Consider the following 17,771-nt stretch of genomic DNA (forward strand, 5'->3'; position numbering starts at 1 on the left):
CCACCCGGTCCGTCCGACGCTCCGGTAGGTTTTAGCGCCCGCCGCTCGATGCGTCGGACATGAGCAAGAAACTGAAGCTCGTTCTGGTCCTGTCGCTCGTCACGCTCGCGTACTTCCTGTTCGCCGGCGACAAGGAGCCGGTGACCGTCGAATAGCGAGCGGCGCGACCGCGCACCGACTCCGACCGATCCCCGCGGGCGGATGCCCGCCGTTTTTACCCCGCAATCGCGTAGCGACGGGTATGTACGGGGTCGTCACGCGCAACGCCGACGAGGTCGAGATGGAGCCGTTCGACCTCGGCTTCTACGAGGTGAAAGACGTCACGGGGCGGTCGGCCGCGCCGCTCCCGAACGCGGTGAACATGGTGTCGTGTTTCGGAGACAACGCCGCTGCCGGCGAGAACCCGGACCTCGTCCCCGTCGACGAGCGCGGCGAGCCGGCGACCCGCGACCGCGACTACTTCGACTGGGCGTACATCTGCCCGACGCACCCGGAGTACCGCGAGGGTCTGCTGGAGATAATCGAGGACTGCGCCGCCGAGAGCGACGACGTGCGCCTCGACGACGTGGGGTTCCCGCGCGAGGGGTTCTGTCGCTGCGACCGCTGCGAGCGGCTGTTCGCCGAGAGCGACCGCGAGCGCTGGAGCGACTGGCGCGCCGACGTCATCACCGGGTTCGTCGCCGACGCCGCCGAACTGGTCCCCGGCCGCGTGCTGCTCACGCTGTACCCCGACCCGTATCCAGGCCACCTCAGAGCGCGCGCCGGCCTGGACCTCGATCGACTCGCCGACCACGTCGACGAGTTCGTCGTCCCGCTGTACGACACCGAGTACGCGACGACCTACTGGCTGGAGGCGATCGCCCGCGGCTTCCGGACGCGGCTCGGCGGCGACTACGACGTCCACGGCGCGCCGCCGGAGACGCCGTTCTCGCTGGAGCTGTACGCGGTCGACGTCGCCGTCGACGACCTGATCCACGCGACCGAGGTCGCCGAGACGTACGCGAAGGACGTCTTCTTCGGGTACGACGCCAACAACGCGGCCGCCGCGCTCCGCCGGAAAGACGCGGACGGACGCGACGGCGAGGTCCACCGGCCGGACTGATCGCGACGGCGATTCGGGGGCGCCTCGCGAGCGCCTCGTCTCGGCGGCTCTGTGAAAGAGGGTTTATATACCGTCACGGCCGACCCCTACTCGACCGGCCGCCGGCGTGCGACACACCGGTCGTCTCGCGTTCGCGCGAGGCGGTCGCCTTTCAACGTCCGCGCCGTAGCGGCGGTCGCCCTACAGTCGTGAGCCGCCGGCTCGTCCGAGACAGCGGCGACTCACCGGTCGACTTCGCCCATGATCGTGTCTAAGCTCCCCAGCGACGCGATCAGGTCCGGAATCGCCTCGCCGTCGGCCATCTCGGGAAGCGCTTGGAGGTTCGAGAAGGAGGGCCCGCGGATCTTGAAGCGGGCGGGCTCGTCGGTGCCGTCCGCGCGAATGTAGATGCCGAGCTCGCCCTTGGCGGCCTCGACAGCGCGATAGATCTCCGTGTCGTCGTCCGGTCGGAGCGTGCGGGGCACGTTCGCCTGAACCGTCCGCTCGTCTTCTGGCCAGTCCTCGAGCAGGTCGACGCACTGCTCGACGATCTTCGCGGACTCCTCGACCTCGCGCATCCGGACGAGCAGGCGACTGTAGTTGTCGCAGCCGTCTTCGGTGACGACGTCCCAGTCGAGGTCGTCGTAGTAGCCGTACGGGTCGTCGCGGCGCAGGTCGTAGTCGACGCCCGACCCGCGGAGCACGGGCCCCGTGCAGCCGTACTCCTTCGCGACCTCCGGGGGGAGAACGCCGGTGTCGACCGTGCGCAACTGGAGGATCTCGTTGCGAGTGAGGAGGTCGTGGTACTCCTCCAGCCGACGCGGGAGGCCGTCGAGGAACGTCCGCACCGTCGAGAAGAACTCCTCGCGGGGTTCGGGGAGGTCCCAGGCGACGCCGCCGAGCCGGAAGTAGTTGAACATCAGCCGCTGGCCCGTCAGGTCCTCTAAGACGTCCTGGACCCGTTCGCGCTCCTGGATCGCGTACATGAACGTCGCGGTGAAGTCGCCGATCACGTCGAGCGCGTACGCGCCCATCGCCAGCATGTGCGAGAGGATCCGGCTGCACTCGGCGCCCATCGTCCGGATGACCTGCGCGTACTCCGGCACCTCGATGTCGGCGAGGTCCTCGGCCGCGCGGGCGTACGCCCACTCGTTCAGCAGGCCGCCACCGCCCCAGTCCCAGCGGTCGGGGTACGGCATGATCTGATGGCGGTACGTCCCGGACTCGGCCATCTGCTCCTCGCAGCGATGGATGTAGCCGATGTCCGGCTCCACGCCGACGACGTCCTCCCCGTCGAGCGTGACTTGCAGGTGGAGGACGCCGTGGGTCGCCGGGTGGTGCGGTCCGATGTTAAGGAGCATCGTGTCGCTCCCGGTCGCCGCGGACGATCCGGGTTCGACGGGCTCGTTCTCGGACAGCGCCGCGATCTGCGGGCGGTCCTGGTCGTACCCCATCGAGAGGGGGTGGCCCTGCCACGTCTCGGGCAGGAGGATCCGCCGGTGGTCGGGGTGGTCGTCGTACCGGATCCCGACGAGGTCGTACGCCTCCCGCTCGTGCCAGTCGGCGGTGCGGAACACGGGCTCGGCCGACTCAGAGACCGGGTCGTCCTTGTCTGCGGGGACGACGACGCCGACCTCCCGAGTCGGGTCATCGAACGATCGGAGGTGGTAGATCGACTCGTACCGGTTCTCGTACTCCTGCGCGGTGACGCAGGCGAGGTGGTCGAATCCGGCTTCCGATTTCAGCCTCGAGAGCGCCGCTTGAACCGCGTCCGGGCGAATCCGAGCGGCGGGCGCGTTCAGGTGCGTCTCGCGTGCCGTGACCAGTTCACGGATCGACGAGAACGGGTCACCCTCCGCGTCGGCGTCCTTCCGTTCGGTCAGCGCGTCGGTCGACATACTCCAACGAACGCGGCCGGAGGACCCGACGCTTCTGCCGGCTCAGTGCGGGTTTTTATAACCTCACCGTCGCCATCGCCTGGCGTGAAGTATCTCCGGATCGAACTCAGATATCCGCCTGACCTCATCCATCCGATACACCGGCTGATCGACGAGTCGGACGCGGTGGATCGGGACGTGCTCCTCCACGGAACGGTCCTCGACGAACCGGACGACACGTTCCTGTTCTACGTGGAGGGCGACATCGACGTGTACACCGACGCTCTTCGGTCAGTCGACCGGATCCGGGAGTTCGAGGTCACCCGGATCGACGAGACGGGCCACTACGTCTTTCTCACGCAGCGACGCGACGCGGTCGACGAGGCGATGTTCGGCCCGCTCCAGCGGACCGGCGTGGTCGTCGTCCCCCCGGTCGACTTCCGCCCGAACGGGGTCGCTCGGCTGACGCTCATCGGGACACAGGGGCCGCTAGGCGACGCGCTCGCGGATCTCCCCGACCGGATCGAGACCACGGTCCTCCGGATCGGCGAGTACGACTGGCGGCAGGACCTCTTCGACCCGGGACTGACCGACCGGCAGTTCGACGCCCTCGCGGCCGCCGTGGAGTGCGGCTACTACGAGTCCCCGCGGAGGGCGACCGTCGAGGCGGTCGCCGAGCGGATCGACGCCGCTCCGAGCACTGCGTCGGAACACCTCAGGAAGGCCGAATCGGCCGTGATGACCGCGTTCATGGAGCTTCGCGACGTGCCGTGAGGCCGAGAGGCCGCGTGTGAGCGGCCCGCGTACCGCCGCTAGTGAACCGTCCGGTCGTCGCTCGTGTCGATCGCTTCGATCGGGTCGGCGTTGCCGAACTCCGGGTTCGGACCGTCGCCCGGTTCCGCCCAGTCGACCGCGTTCCGGAGCACCCGCCGGACGTCGTCGTTGTAGTAGACCGGGTACGTCTCGTGGCCCGGGCGGAAGTAGAACACCTTCCCGCTGCCGCGGCGGTAACAGCAGCCGGAGCGGAACGTCTCGCCGCCGGCGAACCAGGAGTTGAAGACGAGCGTGTCGGGCGCCGGGATATCGAACCGCTCGCCGTACATCTCCGCTTCCTCGACCTCGATGTACTCGCCGATCCCGTCGGCGATCGGATGGCCCGGCTCGATCGTCCAGAGCCGCTCCGTCTCGGCGGCCTCCCGCCACTTCAGCGAACAGCTGGTGCCCATGAGCCGCTTGAAAATCTTCGAGTAGTGCGCGGAGTGGAGCACGAGGAGTCCCATCCCGTCGAGCACGTGCTCGTGAACGCGGTCGACGACCTCGTCGCGCACCTCGTCGTGGGCGGCGTGGCCCCACCACGTGAGCACGTCGGTGTCGTTTAAGACCTCCTCGGTGAGGCCGTGGTCGGGGCCCTCGTCGAGGGTAGCGGTGCGGACGTCGTGGCCCGCCTCCTCGAAGACCTCCGCGAGAACCGCGTGGATCCCGTCGGGGTAGAGGTCGGCGACGACGTCGCTCTCGCGCTCGTGGCGATACTCGTTCCAGACCGTGACGCGTGCCATATCGTTCCTGCTCCCCGAATCGACTTGTAGGATCGTATCCGAACCGGTCGCACCTGCGGTCCGAGGGTGAGCATTCGTCGCCGGCCGTCACCCCGGAAAGAACAGCACGAACAGCGCCAGGGACAACACCGCGAACGCGACGGCGACCAGCACGCCGTACCACGCGGCGCCGCCCGCGAGGAGGAGTCGGCTCCCGTCCGGGAGGCGTACGTCGCGGACCGCCGGGAGGACGACCGCGACGGCCAGCCAGCCGCCGACCGCGACGAGAAGCGTCGATCCGAACGCCCACGCCGGCAACGTCGGACTGCCGGCGGGCAACCGAACGCCGACCGCGAGAAATCCCGCGGTATGGGTGCAGACGACGACCGCGACGAGGAACGGGTAGTTCAGGCCGACCCGACCGGTCGGCCACCGGCTACAGAGGTCGCGCAGGCGCTCGGACAGCAGCAGTGGTGCCCAACCCACCAGCACGACGACTCACAGGATCGGGACGAGGACCAGTGCGTTTCCGGAGGCCATCGATCGGCTAATTCTGATTAACTAAATTATAACTTCCGCCGGGCGAGGGGAGGGGGAAGTCGATTTCGGCTACCCCGAGAACTCGGACTCGCTCACCCGGACGACGACCGTCTCTTCCACGTCGCGGAGGTCGTACTCGGGCGTCTCGCCCTGTTTCCGGCGGACGTACAGCGGCTCGACCGGCCGGCCGTCCACGAGTCCGAACACCTTCAGGCGCTGGTCGGTCTCCTCGGGCGGGACGGCGCCGTCGCGGACCTCGCGGGCGAGGCCGCGGGAGAGCCACTCGTCGGTCGAAATCGACGGCTCGCGGACGAGCGCCTCGTCGACGAAGCGCACGAGGTACCAGTTGAGGTCGTTCAACAGCGCGACCGCGGCGCCGAGGCTCACGGTGTCGACGGCGAGGCTGTTCGCGAACGGCTCCTCGATGTCGTACGTCGCGAGCGCGTCCCTGGCGGTCTCGCGAGACAGCAGCTCGTAGGTGAGGTTGACGTCCGGATCGCCGAGGAGACACACCCGCGTCACACGCTATCGGTCTCGCCGGCTCCTCAAATCGGTTGCGGTCGTCGGGGGGCGAGGCGGAGCGACCCTCCGGTCCCGCCGCTCAGAACGTCGAGACGTCGCCGTCGATGACGCTCCGGGTCACGTCGGTGACGTCGGCCAGTTCTCGGTCGACGATCGTCAGGACCTCCGCCTCGATGTCGCCGAGCGCGACCCCCTCCTCGGTGACGAGCTGCGCGTCGGCGACGTGCGGCTCGTCGATCGGGCGGCCGATCTGCGAGAGCAGGCGCACCTGCAGGTCGCGGATCCCGTCGACCTCGTCGGTGACCGACTCGGCGATCCGCGTCGACAGGAGGTTGTATATCTTCCCGATGTGGTTGACGGGGTTCTTGCCGGAGGTCGCCTCCATCGACATCGGCCGGTTCGGAGTGATGAGCCCGTTCGCGCGGTTCCCGCGCCCGACTGACCCGTCGTCGCCCTGCTCGGCCGAGGTGCCGGTGACGGTGAGGTACACCGACCCCTCGTCGTAGTCGTCAGCGGTGTTCACGTCGACGTGGACCTCGCGGTCGGTGTGGTCCTGAGCGAGCCCGGTGACGAACTCGCGCACGTCGTTGACGGCGTCGTCGTACGCGTCCAGCCCGTCCACGTACCGGTCGACCATCGCGGCCGCGACCGTGATGTCGATCCGGTCGCCCTCGCGCTTGCCCATGATCTTCACGTCGGGGCCGAGCTCGGGGTGCTCGTCGTGATACCGGCCGTTGAGCGCTCGCTCGGCCTCGTGGACGATCGTCTCCGTCTCCGTGAGCGGGGCGTGACCGACGCCGAAGGAGGTGTCGTTCGCCATCGGCACCTGCTGGGTCTCCTCGCCGAAGACGTCCTGGAGGTCGCCCGAGCCCTCGCCGAGTTTGACGTCGACGACGACGTCCGTTCCGTACTCCAACTCCGGGATGGCCTCGGCGAGGTAGTCGCGGGCGGCCGCCAGCGCGGTCGAGTCGACGGGGAGCTGCTCGCCCTCGTACTCCTTCGTGGCGCGGCCGACGATGAGCAGGTAGATCGGCTCGACGACCTCGCCGCCGCCGTACGCGGGGGCGGCGCGGCCGGCGACGAGCTGCGTCTCGTCCGTGTTGTAGTGGAGCACCTTGCCGACGCGGTCCAAGTAGAGCTGCGAGAGCGCCCGCGACACCGACTCCGCGACGCCGTCGCAGATCGAGTCAGGGTGTCCGATACCCTTCCGCTCGACGATCTCGACCTCCTGGTCCTCGACGGCCCGCCGGTCGAGGCGGCTGACCTGAATGTTCCGGTCCATTACCTCTCGGTACTCCGTGGGTCGCAGTATAACTTGCGGAAACCTCCCGCGCCCGGGTAATGCTTCGAGGTAATTGTTTGGCAGATGTTGACGCTACTTCGCCCCCGGCCGTCCGACCGAGCGACCGCGCTCTCTCGTCGGCGCTCAGCGGACCGCCTCGTACGCCTCGCCCATCGCGTCCAGCGCCTCGCGGAGTTCGCTCTCGTCGGTCGCGTACGAGATCCGGGCGTGGCCGCGGCCGTGTTCGCCGAACGCCTCGCCCGGGACGACGATCACCCCGCGGTCGATGCACTCGTCGACGAACCCCTCGGGAACGCGTGGCATCGCGTAGAAGGCGCCCTGCGGGGTCGGGCAGTCGAGGCCGATCTCGTCGAACCCCTCCAGGAGCAGGTCGCGGCGGCGCTCGAAGGAGGCCGTCATCTCGTCGACTATCCCGCGGTCGCCGCGCAGGGCGCCCTCGGCCGCGTACTGGGCCGGGGCCGACGCGCAGGCCTGCGCGTACTGGTGGACGCGCAGCATGCGCTCCACGCGCTCGTCCGAGCCGTACACCCAGCCGAGCCGCCAGCCCGTCATCGAGAACAGCTTCGAGGCGGAGTTGACGACGACGACGCTGTCCGTCTCCGCGAACTCCATCGGCGAGTAGTGCTCGCCGTCGAAGACGGTGTACTCGTACACCTCGTCGGAGATACAGAGCACGTCGTGCTCGTCCGCGATCCGCGCGAACTCGCGCACGTCCGCCTCGGAGGATACCGCGCCGGTGGGGTTGCCGGGCGAGTTAACCACGAACGCGGCGGTGTCGTCGGTGATCGCCGCCTCGATCGCGGCCGGGTCGATCGTGAGGTCGTCGCGCAGCGGCGCGGGGACGGGCTCGCCGCCCGCGAGCTTCGTGAGGGCGTCGTAGGAGACGAACCCCGGGTCCGGGATCACGACCTCGTCGCCAGCGCTCACGTGCGCCTCCATCGCGACGTGGAGCGCCTCGCTCCCGCCCGCGGTGGCGATCACGTTCGCGGGGTCTAAGTCGATCCCCTGGTCCCCCCGGTGCTTCTCCGCGATCGCCTCCCGGAGCGACCGGATCCCCTTGTTCTCTGTGTAGGCGTCCGCCTTCCCGTCCTCGATCGCGTCGATGGCCGCCCGACGCGCGTGCGCCGGCGTCGGGAAGTCGGGCTGTCCGAGCCCGAGGTTGATCGCGTCGTCGCCGGCCGCCTCGAACACCTCGCGGATCCCGCTGATGGAGATCCGCTCGACCCTGTCGGAGAAGTTCGGCATATCCGTTCGGGGGCGCCGCCGGGAGTTAGTTCTTGTCACGTCCGCGCTCTCGACGGGGAGGCGCGGCCGGCGGTCACCGCCGCCGGTCCCACACCGGTCGACGGCTCTCCTCGCCGGGACCGCGGTAGAGCGTGCCGTCCTCGTCGAGCGGGAGCGCGAACCGCCCGCGGAGCACGCTGAGCACCTCGGTCGGCTCGGCCCGGAGGAGCGCCTCGTCGACCGCCCTGAGACGGAACTGGGGGCGCCCCGGCCCCATCGGCATCTTGATCGACTCGATCAGCTTCCGCTCCACGAGCGCCCGGCGGTCGTCCGTGAGCTCCTGACCGGGCGCGATCGCGACGCGGCCGCCGTCGGGACCGACCCCGTCGGCGCCGATCCCGGCGCTTCCGGGTTCGTTTCCGGCGCTTCCGGGTTCGTTTCCGGCGCTCCCGGATTCGTCGCCGGTGCTCCACTCGCCGGCGCTCCACTCGCCGGCGCTCCATCGGCGGAGGTCCCGGAACAGATGGTCGTGTCGGGCCGCCAGCGCGACGAACAGGGCCCGATCCGTGACGGTCCCGACTCGGCCGACCGCCCCATAATCGAGCGCGTCGAGGACCGCGGCGACGTCGTCCGCGAAGCGGTCGTCGAGGACTCCGCGCGCCGCGGCCAGCAGCCGGGTACGCGAGGGCATCCCGACGGGCGCGGGCGCCGCCGCCTCGAACCGAGCCGATGCGGCGCCGCGCGCGGCGGCGGTCGCGTCGCCCGTCTCGGAGACGAGCGTCCGGTCCGCGCGGGGGCCGGCGACGGCGTCGACGCGGTCCGGCGTCGCGAACACGAGCGAACGCGGTGCGGTCTCGGCCGCCGAGGCGTCGCCGGCGGAGACGGCCTCGCCGGTGAGCGTCCGCAACTCGATCGATCCCTCCGTGACCGACTCGGCCACGGCGGTGCCGAGGACGAACGCCCTCTCGAGCGCGTCGACCGCGCCGGGGCGACAGGCGACCCGCCACGGCTCGCCGTCGGCGGTTCGGCTCCGAGCCGCGAGGACAGACGGAAGGAGCCCGAGCGGGACGCCGACGGCGACGACGCCGGACCGCCCCGCGAGCGCCGACTCGATCGAGCCCGCGAGCGCGTCGCCGTACTCGTCGATCGCGACGGCGACCTCGGATGGCTCGGTCGGGGGGTCGCCGCCGGTGGCGGCGGCGGCGCTGTCGTCGCCGGCGGCGGCGCCGTCGCCGCCCGTCGAGGGAGCCATACGGACCGGTGCGTCGGGACCGGAAAGAACGTTGCGCCGGCTCAGGGCGCTCGCGCGAAGACGAGGTAGCCGGTGTGGCCGACGCCCGCGGTGGAGGGGCGCGAGCCGCGCTCCGAGAAGTCCATCTCGCGCTGGATCGTCTCCAGCGTCTCGATACCGTCGAGACCGACATCACGAGCGGCGAGGGCCGCCTCGCGGGTACCCTCGACGAACGGGGAGTAGACGGCGAGACAGCCGCCGGAGACGAGCAGTTCGTCGGCGCGCTCGACGACGGCCGGCGCGTCCCCGGTGTCGAGCGTGAGCGCGTCGAACGGCTCGCCCTCGGCGAGGTCGTCCAGCTCCTCGGTGAGGTCGCCGGTGCGGACATCGACGCGGTCGGCGACCCCCGCGGTCGCCATGTTGGCGCGGGCGACGTCGGCGAACTCGGCGTCGATCTCGTAGGTGGTCACGTCGGCGCCGGCCCGGCCGAGGTAGGCGGCGAGGATCCCCGTCCCGGTGCCGGCGTCGAGGACGCGGTCGCCGCCAGACGCACCCGTGTGGCCCATCACGAGCCCCACGTCGCGGGGCATCATCGGGGCGCCGGTGCGTTCGAGGTGGTTGAACAGGTCCGGCCCGCGGAGCTCGCGGACCGCGAAGGCGGTGCCGAGGTGCGTCTCGACCGTGTCGCCGCCCTCGACGTCTTCGGGGACCTCGAGCACGCCGAGGTCGGTGCCGAACTCCTCGCCGGGCTCTAGCAGGTACTCCCGGTCCTCGTGAACGAGGAGGTACGCGGCGTCGGTCACGCCGAACCGGTCACTCCAGCTCCGCGATGGCGGCGGCGAGGTCGCCGTCGTTGTCCTCGAGCGCCTCGCGGGCCGTCGACTGCGGGACGCCCGCGCGCTCGGCGACCAGCGCCACGTCCTCGTCGGGGATACCGACGTCGGCGGCCTCGTCGGTCTCGTCGGCCGCGCTGGCGGATCCGCCCTCGACCGCCGAGGGGCCGCCCGCGCCCGCGTCGGCGACCTCTTCCGGGGAGCCGACGATCTGGTAGGTCTCCTGGCCCTGCGCGTCCATCTTGGTGACTTGGGCGCCGTCGAAGACGAGGTCGCCGTCGGCCGTCTCGATGACGACCCGCTCGGCGTCGAGCTCCTCGACGTCGATCCCCATCTGTTTCATCATCTGTTTCATCTTCCGCGGGTTCATGCCGCCTCCTCCGAACATACCAGCGAGTTCGGCCGGACGACACAAAAAGGGTGGCGACACGGGACGACCCCCTCGTCGACCGGCGGACCGCGGCCGTCGCGACGGGCGCCGAGCCGGCCGCCGCGGGGGCCGCGCACGAGACGGCGAACGGCGCCGGGACGACTGGGTTCATACGTCCCGAACACCACCTGCGGGTATGTATCTCGCCGACCGGACCTGGCCGGAGCTCGGGGCGAAGCTGTCGGACGAGTCCGTGGCGCTCGTTCCCCTCGGCTCCACCGAACAGCACGGCCCGCACCTCCCGCTCGCGACCGACCACCTCATCGCCGAGGCGCTCGCGAGCGCGGCCGCCGAGGAGACCGGCGTCGTCCGCACGCCGACGGTCGACGTGGGCGTCAGCCCGCACCACCGGCAGTTCCCGGGGACGATGTGGGTCGACCCGCCGGAGTTCCGGGACTACGTCGAGGGGTTCACCCGCAACCTCGCGTACCACGGGATCGACCGGGTCGTCTACGTGAACGCCCACGGCGGCAACGTCCAGCACCTCCGCGAGGTCGCGCGCCGACTCCACGAGGACGGGACGACGTACGCGCTGGAGTGGATGTGGGACGAGTCGATCCCGGAGCTCGTCGACGAGCTGTTCGAGCACAACGGCCCGCACGCGGGGCCGAAGGAGACCGCCATGATCACCCACATCGCCCCCGAGCTCGTCCGCGAGGACCAGTTCGAGAACGCCCGCGACGACGGGCTCGTCCACCTCGAGGAGTCGGACGCGATGGTCCACGGCGCCCGGACGTTCTTCGACTCGGTCGACAACTCCGCGAACGGCGCCTTCGGCGACCCGACCGACGTGACGCCCGAGAAGGCGGCGCGGCTGTTCGAGGCGGCGACCGACCAGCTCGTACGGCTCGTGGAGTGGCTGGAGGCGCGCGACCGCGAGGAGCTGCTGCCGAAGGACCGCGTCGAGTCATCGCCGTACTAGTCGCGGCCGGGCAGCACCGAGTCGAGCGCGGCGTCCGCCTCCTCCCGCCGTCCGTCGAGAACGTCGAACTGCTCGCCGCGACGACGTTCGAGCCACCGCAGCAGGCGAGCGGCCCAGTCCAGCTTCCGCGCCTTCATCGGGCCGACGTCCGGGTCGTCGAACTCCCACCCCGGAAAGACCAGACGGCCGGCACCGACGTGGTCGGCGAGGAAGGCGGCGCGGTCGCCGTCGGTGAATCCGCCGGTGTTGACGACGACTCCCGTCGGCGCCGCCTGCGTCGTCGCCAGCGTCCACTCGTCGTCGAACCGAGGGAGCCACTCCCGGACCGCGGGGAGGTTGTCGCCGTGGGCGTGGGCGGCGACCGGCACGCCCTCGCGCGTCAACGCGGCCGCCGTCTCCGGGTTCTTGTCGAGGTCGGTCACCATGCAGTCGACCGCGACGCCCCGCTCCCGGAGGACGTCGGCGGCGGTCGAGGCGGCGACGACGACGTCGGCGCCGCGGGCGAGGTCGACGTCGTCGGCGAGTCTCGGCGCCGCGCCGGCGACCGCGACCGTCGCGCCGCGCCAGTCGCCGAGGCGGTCGAGCGGGAAGGGGGTCGCCAGCCCGGCGGCGACGTCGCGGGCGCGCTCGTCGTCGGCCCGCTCGAAGCCGAAGTCCGCGAGGATCGCCTCGTAGACCGGCTCGAACGTCTCGAAGTTCACGCTCGCTCCCCCGTGTTCGGGCGGGCGGATCGGTCGGCCCGCCCCGGCGCCGCGCAGCGCCGCCGCTGGCGGGGTGGAATATGGTATGGGCCGGAGTAGCACAGAGTACCCCTACCCGCGTGCCCCTCCGGCGTCCGGTCGATTGGTTGTCTGCACGACGGCATAAACTTTCTCTTACTTCCAGCCGGCGTCTATCGTTTCGAGCGCGGTATCGAGCGCGACTGACACGCCGGAAACCGCGGCCGTGACCGCCGAGAGCGCGGTCGGCGTACAGATCAGAAGTCCCGTGGATCCGGTCCCGTCGGCGTCGGGTACGCCGCCGTCGGTCGCGGAGTGCGGGGCGGCGGCGGCGTCGGCCGCGGCCGGGAGCGCGAAGACCGCTCCGTCGACGCCCTCGGCTCCCGCGGTCGCGGCCCGGAGCGCCCCGACGGCCGGCTCCGGGAGGCCGTCGAGTTCGTACGTTCGAACGGCCGCGTCGCCCGCGGCGGCGGGGTCGGCGCCGAGCCGGTCGAGGTGGCGCTCCGCCTCCCGCGCGGTCGTCACGTCGAGTTCCTCGACGGCGACGTCGCCGGCGTCGCGTCCCGACCGGACTCGGTCCCGGGCGAACTCGGCGCCGACGAGCGCCGCGTCGCGGGTCTCCGCGACGTCGTGCGTGCGGATCACGTGCGCGCCGCGCTCGACCGCCATCGACGTGGCCGCCAGCGAGACGGGGAGCGCCTCCTCGGTGGTCCGGCCGGCGATCGTTTTCAAGAAGCTCTTGCGGTTGATCGAGACGAGCAGCGGCCGGCCGTACCCTCTGAACTCCCGTAAGCGGCGGAGCGTCTCGCGGTCGTCGGCGTGGGTCTTCGCCTCGGACCATCCGCCGAAGGCGGGGTCGAGGATCGTCTTGTCGGTGAGGCCGTTCATCGAGAGCGCCTCGTAGATGTCGTCCGCGTAGCTCCGGCTACGCTCTGGACTGGCGGCGCTCCGCGCCGCCCAGTCGACGTCCTCGATGGCGCCCGGGCGTTCCAGGTCCGGCGGCGAGGCCATCTTCGAGACGGCGGCGTCGTGCTCGCGGCAGACGCGAGGCATCTCGGGGTCGGCGAACCCGCAGATGTCGTTGACCATGTCGAAGCCGCGCGAGAGCGCCTCGTCAGCGACCTCGTGATACCGGGTCTCGATCGACCAGACGGCGTCGCCGGAGGTCGACTCCATCGTCTCGACCGCGGTGTCGAGCCGGTCAAGCTCCTGGTCGGCCGAGAGCACGTCGAGGTCCTTGTTGGCGGACTCCAGTCCTACGTCGACGATGTCTGCACCCTCCCCGATCAGCTCTTCGTCGACGTACTCGGCCGCCTCGCCCGGGTCGTCGTACACGCTCGGGTCGTACGGCGACTCCGAGGAGACGTTGAGCACGCCCATGATCCGGGGCGGGTGATCGTCGCCGATTCCGAGTCCCGCGGCGTCCACAGTTCGCATAACAGTACCACGGGCGCGAGCATCATAAACGGGGCGAGTGAGGGATGGCAACGGGTCGCAAGCGAGCGGAGACACGTGTCAGTGTGAGACATGGCGGCAGCCGTCGGACACGCGTTATTGCCCTTCGGCACGAAGCACGCGTATGGACACGAAATCCGAAGATCGACTGCTCGGACTCGCGATAGTCGCCCTCCTCGCGACGATGGGGGGCGAACTGCTCGGGAGCCAACTGGTCATGACGGTCGGGGTGACCGTCTTCGCCCTCTCGCTCGTGGCGCTGTTCGCCGTGATGAGTGTCGTGCTCGCGGTGAACGTCGCTCGAACGTCGGAACTGAAGTCGATCGAGCCGGCGATGAGCGAGCGGTCTCGCTGAGCGGGGTCACAGCTCGAACGTCAAGACGTCCCCGACCGCGACGCCGTTTCGGTCGGTCCACTTATACGGGACTTCCAGCACGTACCGGCCGGACCCCGGATACGTCTGCTCGCTCCCGTCCTCGTTCGGTCCCGGTTCCGGCGCGTTGTGGATCTCGACGATCGTCCCCTCGGCGTCGGCGTAGACGATGTCGATCCCGAACGACATCTCGCGCATCACGAACGTCAGGTCCTCCCGCGGCGCCGGGAAGACGAACAGCATGCCGGCGTCCTCGGGGAGCGTCTCGGCGTCGCTGAGGCCGAGGAACCGCTGCTCGCCCGTCTCGGCGATCGCGGCGGTCACCCTCCCGAGGCGGTCGCCGTCGGGGGTGCGGGCCTCGACGAGAGTCACGTCGTAGTCGGCGTAGGCGCCGGACGGCCACTCGGCGGCCCGAGCCGCGCCGTCGCCGTCCCCGTCGCTGTCGTCGGCCTTCCCGTCGCTGTCGTCGGCGTTCCCGTCGCGCTCGCCGTCGGCTTCCCCGTCGCTCGCGGTCGGTCCGACGCCGGCACAGCCGGCGAATCCCCCGACCGAGCCGGCGCCCATCGCGGCCAGCAGGTCCCGGCGTCGCATCGGGCGGGGTACGAGTCGCTCGCGTATATGCCCCGCGGCGGGAACGGCGAGCGTTCGAGCGCGTCGTCGAGCGGTCCCGCGCCTGGGCGCCGAGGCCGGAACGACGCGCTCGTCCCGGGAAGGACGCGCTTTTATCCGCGCCTCGTCTAGGCGCTCGCATGGCGAAAGTGAGCGTCGGCCTCCGCGGATGGCGGTTCGACGAGGAGGAGATATTCACCGACGACGGCGAGCTCAAGCCGCTCGACGAGATCCCCGAAGGGCCCCGAGAGCGGCTCTTCAGGCTCGTCTCGCTCGTCGAGGAGCCGTGCGACGTCTGTTACCTCGAACACGGCGAAAGCGAGATCCACCGCTGTAACCAGGCCGAGATCGTCTACGGGGAGCCCAACGGCGAGGTGCTGCTCTGCCCCGAACACGAGCCCGAACTGATCTACTGGTACCGCGAAGCGGGCGGGAGCGAGCACGCCGGCGGCCTGGAGTTCGGCGACCGCTTCCACGAGTGGGTCGCGGCCGGCAACGAGGCCCCGGACGGGTACGGCTCCGTCGAGCACGTCGAGGAGGACCCCGACGGGCTCCCGGACCTGCCGGATCAAGAGGAGATCCAAGAACGCGTCGAGCAGGACTTCGAGGGCGACCGGATCGACATCCTCGAACTCGCCGGGAAAGACGACGAGGGGGACGCCGACGACGAACTGGACGAAGACGAGTTCGAGGACGTCGACCTCTCGACCGACTACCCGTCGAACCGATGAGCGGCGCGGACGAGGACGCGGTGGCCGAGGGCGACGCCGGTGCCGAGAGCGACGACCGCGCTCAATCCACCCGCCGCGAGCCGGTGGTCGTCGTCGTCGAGCCGGAGACGCCCGGCAACGTCGGCACCATCGCTCGGGCAATGAAGAACTTCGGCCTCTCGGACCTCAAGCTGGTCGACCCGCCGGAGCTGACGGAGGACGGCGAGGCGTACGGCTTCGCCGGCCACGCCCGCGAGGACGTGCTTCCGAACGCGGACACGGTCACGTTCGACGAGGTCGTGGCGAACTACCACACGGTCGGCACCACCGCGATCACCGGCGAGGACGACCGGAGCCACGAGCGGTTCCCGTTCAAGACGCCGGCCGAGCTCCGGGAGTCGCTGCGGGCCGTCGACGCGCCGACCGCGATCGTGTTCGGTCGCGAGGGCCGCGGGCTCAACAACGAGGAGCTCTCGCGGCTCGACGAGGTGTGCTCGATCCCCGCGGACGACGACTACCCCGTGCTGAACCTCGGACAGGCCGCGACCGTGCTGCTGTACGAGCTCCGCGAGCTCACCGTCGACGAGACGCAGCTCCCGGACACGGCGGTCACGCGGGCCCCCGAGGGCGACGTGGAGCGCTTCCACGAGTTCTTCGGCGACTTCCTCGCGGCGACCGGCCAGCGCGAGCACGTCCGCGAGAAGAACGCGCTGCTGATGCGCCGGCTACTCGGGCGCGCGCACCCGACCGAACGGGAGGTCCACTCGCTGCTCGGCACGTTCCGCAAGGCGAACGCGAAGCTGGAGCACACGGATCACCTCGCCGCGAAGTACGACGAGCCGGTCTACCCCCGGGAGTGACCGTGGAGGGAGAGCTCACCGACGACGTCGAGGGCGACACCGTCGACGGCGACGCGGCCGGCGGCGACGCCACCGAGGACGACGCCGCCAGCGACGCCGCCACCGGCGACCTCTGGGCCGGCGTGCGCGACGTGTCGCCGCTCATGCTCGGTATCGTCCCGTTCGCGCTCGTCGCGGGCATCGCCGCCGTCGACGCCGGCCTCGGGCTGGCGGAGGCGGTCGGCATGTCCGTGATCGTGTTCGCCGGCGCCTCCCAGCTCGCCGCGCTGGACCTCCTCGGATCGAACGCCCCCCTCGCGGTCGTCGTCGGGACGGCGGTCGTGATCAACGTCCGGATGGTGATGTACTCGGCCTCAATCGCGCCGTACTTCGCCGAGTACGGGCGCCGGCTCCGGGCCGGCCTCGCGTACGTGCTCACCGACCAGGCGTACGCCATCTCGGTCGCGGAGTTCGAGGAGAACTCCGCCCGGAGCCGCTGGCGGTACTACCTCGGCGCGGCCGCGTCGCTGTGGGTCGTCTGGCAGATCGGCACGGTCGTCGGCGTCGTGGTCGGCGCCGGCGTCCCCGACGCGTGGGGGCTCACGTTCGCGGTGCCGCTCGTCTTCCTCGCGCTGCTCGTCCCCGCGATGAAGGACCGACCGACGACCGCCGCCGGCGTCGCGGCCGGCGCGGTCGCCGTCGTCGCGGCCGGCCTCCCGCTGAACCTCGGACTGCTCGTCGGCGCGGTCACGGGGATCGCCGTCGGCCTCGCGACGGAGGTGGTCGAGGCGTGACCGGCGCGCCCCTCGGCACGGGCTCCCCGCGCGTCTGGGTCGCCATCCTCCTCATCGGGATCGCCACCTACGGGTTCCGGCTCTCCTTCATCCACCTGTTCGGCCGGATCGACGAGGTGCCCGCCCGGGTAAAACGCCCACTGCGGTACGTCCCGCCCGCGGTGCTCGCCGCGCTCGTGCTCCCCGATCTGGTGACGCTGCGCCCCTCCGTCGCCGCGACCCTCCTCGACGAGCGGCTGATCGCGGGCGCCGTCGCGGGCGTCGTCGCGTGGCGGACGGAGAACGTGTTCGCGACGATCGCGGTCGGGATGGGCGTGCTGTGGCTGTTTCGGTTCGTCGTCTTCGCGTGAGGCGCACGACCCGGCCCGCCCGTCGGCCCGGACGCCGCCCGGCGCTCTTATCGGATCCGCTCCGGATAACGCCGCGCGAGAAGGGCGGCCGCGACGGCGCAGACCGCGGCGAACGGGACCGCGGTCGCGACGCTCACGAGCCCGCGAGCGGGCGGCACGGCGTACGAGACGGCGGCGACGGCGAGGATCGCGTACCCGAAGGCGGCGATCCCGAGCAGAGCCGGTCGCGCCCGCGGCGAGCGCCAGAGCCGCGTCCGCTTCGCGGCTCCGGTGACGATCCCGGCCGCGATGCCGACCGGCAGCCCGACGATCGCCGAGAACGCGATCCGGGCGGCGAGCGCCTCGGTGATAAGGGCGGCGACGACGAGGAACGTAGTGATCGCGACGCCGAGCGCCGCGAGGGGACGGGCGTTCATGCCGGGCG

The 17,771-nt window shown here is 70.9% G+C and carries 21 protein-coding genes; 8 read left to right on the forward strand and 13 right to left on the reverse strand.

Translation table 11 applies throughout. The annotated features are described in order from the left end of the window. Window positions 1-241 precede the first annotated feature (241 nt). A complete protein-coding gene (locus DJ81_RS09515) occupies window positions 242-1,102 on the forward strand; it encodes a hypothetical protein (RefSeq protein WP_094522168.1) in 861 nt (286 codons plus the stop codon). Window positions 1,103-1,323: 221 nt separating this feature from the next. On the opposite strand, the gene DJ81_RS09520 is transcribed toward DJ81_RS09515, so the two are convergent. Next, window positions 1,324-2,979 (reverse strand): NADH-quinone oxidoreductase subunit D, encoded by a 1,656-nt coding sequence (locus DJ81_RS09520; protein WP_094589440.1) that lies wholly within the window; start codon window positions 2,977-2,979, stop codon window positions 1,324-1,326. Window positions 2,980-3,063: 84 nt separating this feature from the next. Between DJ81_RS09520 and DJ81_RS09525 the strand changes: the two genes are divergently transcribed. Beyond that, window positions 3,064-3,732, forward strand: a complete 669-nt coding sequence (locus DJ81_RS09525; protein WP_094522170.1) for a helix-turn-helix domain-containing protein — start codon at window positions 3,064-3,066, stop codon at window positions 3,730-3,732. 38 nt (window positions 3,733-3,770) lie between these two features. Here the strand turns inward: DJ81_RS09525 and DJ81_RS09530 are convergent, their stop codons facing one another. The 8 genes from DJ81_RS09530 to DJ81_RS09565 form a co-directional block, all read right to left on the reverse strand. Further along, window positions 3,771-4,514, reverse strand: a complete 744-nt coding sequence (locus DJ81_RS09530) for a ThuA domain-containing protein (RefSeq protein ID WP_094589442.1) — start codon at window positions 4,512-4,514, stop codon at window positions 3,771-3,773. A gap of 87 nt (window positions 4,515-4,601) precedes the next feature. Continuing rightward, on the reverse strand, window positions 4,602-4,979 hold the full coding sequence (locus DJ81_RS09535) for a hypothetical protein (RefSeq protein ID WP_094589445.1): 378 nt from the start codon (window positions 4,977-4,979) through the stop codon (window positions 4,602-4,604). A 123-nt stretch (window positions 4,980-5,102) separates the two neighbouring features. Next, window positions 5,103-5,555 (reverse strand): DUF5804 family protein, encoded by a 453-nt coding sequence (locus DJ81_RS09540; RefSeq protein ID WP_094558410.1) that lies wholly within the window; start codon window positions 5,553-5,555, stop codon window positions 5,103-5,105. A 79-nt stretch (window positions 5,556-5,634) separates the two neighbouring features. Beyond that, complete coding sequence (locus DJ81_RS09545; RefSeq protein WP_094527110.1) at window positions 5,635-6,837, reverse strand: methionine adenosyltransferase; 1,203 nt, start codon at window positions 6,835-6,837, stop codon at window positions 5,635-5,637. Window positions 6,838-6,981: 144 nt separating this feature from the next. Further along, window positions 6,982-8,103 carry a pyridoxal phosphate-dependent aminotransferase gene (locus DJ81_RS09550; RefSeq protein ID WP_094589447.1) on the reverse strand — a complete coding sequence of 374 codons (1,122 nt, stop codon included), beginning with the start codon at window positions 8,101-8,103 and terminating at the stop codon, window positions 6,982-6,984. 73 nt (window positions 8,104-8,176) lie between these two features. Further along, on the reverse strand, window positions 8,177-9,334 hold the full coding sequence (locus DJ81_RS09555) for a DUF5821 family protein (protein ID WP_094589449.1): 1,158 nt from the start codon (window positions 9,332-9,334) through the stop codon (window positions 8,177-8,179). 41 nt (window positions 9,335-9,375) lie between these two features. Next, window positions 9,376-10,116 (reverse strand): tRNA (adenine-N1)-methyltransferase, encoded by a 741-nt coding sequence (locus tag DJ81_RS09560; RefSeq protein WP_094527113.1) that lies wholly within the window; start codon window positions 10,114-10,116, stop codon window positions 9,376-9,378. Window positions 10,117-10,126: 10 nt separating this feature from the next. Further along, window positions 10,127-10,534 (reverse strand): nascent polypeptide-associated complex protein, encoded by a 408-nt coding sequence (locus DJ81_RS09565; RefSeq protein WP_094522177.1) that lies wholly within the window; start codon window positions 10,532-10,534, stop codon window positions 10,127-10,129. A gap of 178 nt (window positions 10,535-10,712) precedes the next feature. On the opposite strand from DJ81_RS09565, the gene DJ81_RS09570 reads away from it, so the two are divergent. Further along, window positions 10,713-11,498, forward strand: a complete 786-nt coding sequence (locus DJ81_RS09570) for a creatininase family protein (RefSeq protein ID WP_094589451.1) — start codon at window positions 10,713-10,715, stop codon at window positions 11,496-11,498. On the opposite strand, the gene DJ81_RS09575 is transcribed toward DJ81_RS09570, so the two are convergent. Further along, window positions 11,495-12,199, reverse strand: a complete 705-nt coding sequence (locus tag DJ81_RS09575) for a 6-hydroxymethylpterin diphosphokinase MptE-like protein (protein ID WP_094589453.1) — start codon at window positions 12,197-12,199, stop codon at window positions 11,495-11,497. The two genes, DJ81_RS09570 and DJ81_RS09575, sit on opposite strands and share 4 nt — an antisense overlap. Window positions 12,200-12,373: 174 nt before the next feature. Further along, window positions 12,374-13,654 carry a dihydropteroate synthase gene (gene folP / locus DJ81_RS09580; protein WP_094589455.1) on the reverse strand — a complete coding sequence of 427 codons (1,281 nt, stop codon included), beginning with the start codon at window positions 13,652-13,654 and terminating at the stop codon, window positions 12,374-12,376. A gap of 142 nt (window positions 13,655-13,796) precedes the next feature. Here folP and DJ81_RS09585 point away from each other — a divergent pair, with 142 nt between their 5' ends. Then, window positions 13,797-14,027 (forward strand): hypothetical protein, encoded by a 231-nt coding sequence (locus DJ81_RS09585; protein ID WP_094527116.1) that lies wholly within the window; start codon window positions 13,797-13,799, stop codon window positions 14,025-14,027. 6 nt (window positions 14,028-14,033) lie between these two features. Here the strand turns inward: DJ81_RS09585 and DJ81_RS09590 are convergent, their stop codons facing one another. Further along, window positions 14,034-14,636: a DUF192 domain-containing protein gene (locus tag DJ81_RS09590; RefSeq protein ID WP_094589457.1), complete on the reverse strand. Its 603-nt coding sequence runs from the start codon at window positions 14,634-14,636 to the stop codon at window positions 14,034-14,036. Between the two features lie 158 nt (window positions 14,637-14,794). Here DJ81_RS09590 and DJ81_RS09595 point away from each other — a divergent pair, with 158 nt between their 5' ends. The 4 genes from DJ81_RS09595 (at window position 14,795) to DJ81_RS09615 (ending at window position 17,347) form a co-directional block, all read left to right on the forward strand. Further along, window positions 14,795-15,385: a hypothetical protein gene (locus tag DJ81_RS09595; RefSeq protein WP_094527118.1), complete on the forward strand. Its 591-nt coding sequence runs from the start codon at window positions 14,795-14,797 to the stop codon at window positions 15,383-15,385. Further along, window positions 15,382-16,224, forward strand: a complete 843-nt coding sequence (locus tag DJ81_RS09600) for an RNA methyltransferase (RefSeq protein ID WP_094589459.1) — start codon at window positions 15,382-15,384, stop codon at window positions 16,222-16,224. Before DJ81_RS09595 ends, DJ81_RS09600 begins: the two co-directional genes overlap by 4 nt. A 143-nt stretch (window positions 16,225-16,367) precedes the next feature. Continuing rightward, the gene (locus tag DJ81_RS09610; protein WP_094522194.1) at window positions 16,368-16,997 is read left to right on the forward strand and encodes an AzlC family ABC transporter permease; all 630 of its coding nucleotides are present in this window, start codon (window positions 16,368-16,370) and stop codon (window positions 16,995-16,997) included. Then, complete coding sequence (locus tag DJ81_RS09615) at window positions 16,994-17,347, forward strand: AzlD domain-containing protein (protein ID WP_094522185.1); 354 nt, start codon at window positions 16,994-16,996, stop codon at window positions 17,345-17,347. The genes DJ81_RS09610 and DJ81_RS09615 overlap by 4 nt, the downstream gene beginning before the upstream one ends. 47 nt (window positions 17,348-17,394) lie before the next feature. Here the strand turns inward: DJ81_RS09615 and DJ81_RS09620 are convergent, their stop codons facing one another. After that, the gene (locus DJ81_RS09620) at window positions 17,395-17,763 is read right to left on the reverse strand and encodes a hypothetical protein (RefSeq protein WP_094589461.1); all 369 of its coding nucleotides are present in this window, start codon (window positions 17,761-17,763) and stop codon (window positions 17,395-17,397) included. Between the last annotated feature and the right edge of the window lie 8 nt (window positions 17,764-17,771).

Origin of the sequence: Halorubrum sp. Hd13 (assembly GCF_002252755.1) — an archaeon.
In the GTDB taxonomy this organism is placed as follows: Archaea; Halobacteriota; Halobacteria; order Halobacteriales; family Haloferacaceae; genus Halorubrum.

What these genes read in the sequence shown, in the direction of transcription:
- DJ81_RS09515 (WP_094522168.1), top strand. Translation starts at nt 242, where the DNA reads ATGTACGGGGTCGTCACGCGCAACGCCGACGAGGTCGAGATGGAGCCG.
- DJ81_RS09520 (WP_094589440.1), bottom strand. Translation starts at nt 2,979, where the DNA reads ATGTCGACCGACGCGCTGACCGAACGGAAGGACGCCGACGCGGAGGGT.
- DJ81_RS09530 (WP_094589442.1), bottom strand. Translation starts at nt 4,514, where the DNA reads ATGGCACGCGTCACGGTCTGGAACGAGTATCGCCACGAGCGCGAGAGC.
- DJ81_RS09545 (WP_094527110.1), bottom strand. Translation starts at nt 6,837, where the DNA reads ATGGACCGGAACATTCAGGTCAGCCGCCTCGACCGGCGGGCCGTCGAG.
- DJ81_RS09550 (WP_094589447.1), bottom strand. Translation starts at nt 8,103, where the DNA reads ATGCCGAACTTCTCCGACAGGGTCGAGCGGATCTCCATCAGCGGGATC.
- DJ81_RS09555 (WP_094589449.1), bottom strand. Translation starts at nt 9,334, where the DNA reads ATGGCTCCCTCGACGGGCGGCGACGGCGCCGCCGCCGGCGACGACAGC.
- DJ81_RS09565 (WP_094522177.1), bottom strand. Translation starts at nt 10,534, where the DNA reads ATGTTCGGAGGAGGCGGCATGAACCCGCGGAAGATGAAACAGATGATG.
- DJ81_RS09570 (WP_094589451.1), top strand. Translation starts at nt 10,713, where the DNA reads ATGTATCTCGCCGACCGGACCTGGCCGGAGCTCGGGGCGAAGCTGTCG.
- folP (WP_094589455.1), bottom strand. Translation starts at nt 13,654, where the DNA reads ATGCGAACTGTGGACGCCGCGGGACTCGGAATCGGCGACGATCACCCG.
- DJ81_RS09585 (WP_094527116.1), top strand. Translation starts at nt 13,797, where the DNA reads ATGGACACGAAATCCGAAGATCGACTGCTCGGACTCGCGATAGTCGCC.
- DJ81_RS09590 (WP_094589457.1), bottom strand. Translation starts at nt 14,636, where the DNA reads ATGCGACGCCGGGACCTGCTGGCCGCGATGGGCGCCGGCTCGGTCGGG.
- DJ81_RS09595 (WP_094527118.1), top strand. Translation starts at nt 14,795, where the DNA reads ATGGCGAAAGTGAGCGTCGGCCTCCGCGGATGGCGGTTCGACGAGGAG.
- DJ81_RS09600 (WP_094589459.1), top strand. Translation starts at nt 15,382, where the DNA reads ATGAGCGGCGCGGACGAGGACGCGGTGGCCGAGGGCGACGCCGGTGCC.
- DJ81_RS09610 (WP_094522194.1), top strand. Translation starts at nt 16,368, where the DNA reads ATGCTCGGTATCGTCCCGTTCGCGCTCGTCGCGGGCATCGCCGCCGTC.
- DJ81_RS09620 (WP_094589461.1), bottom strand. Translation starts at nt 17,763, where the DNA reads ATGAACGCCCGTCCCCTCGCGGCGCTCGGCGTCGCGATCACTACGTTC.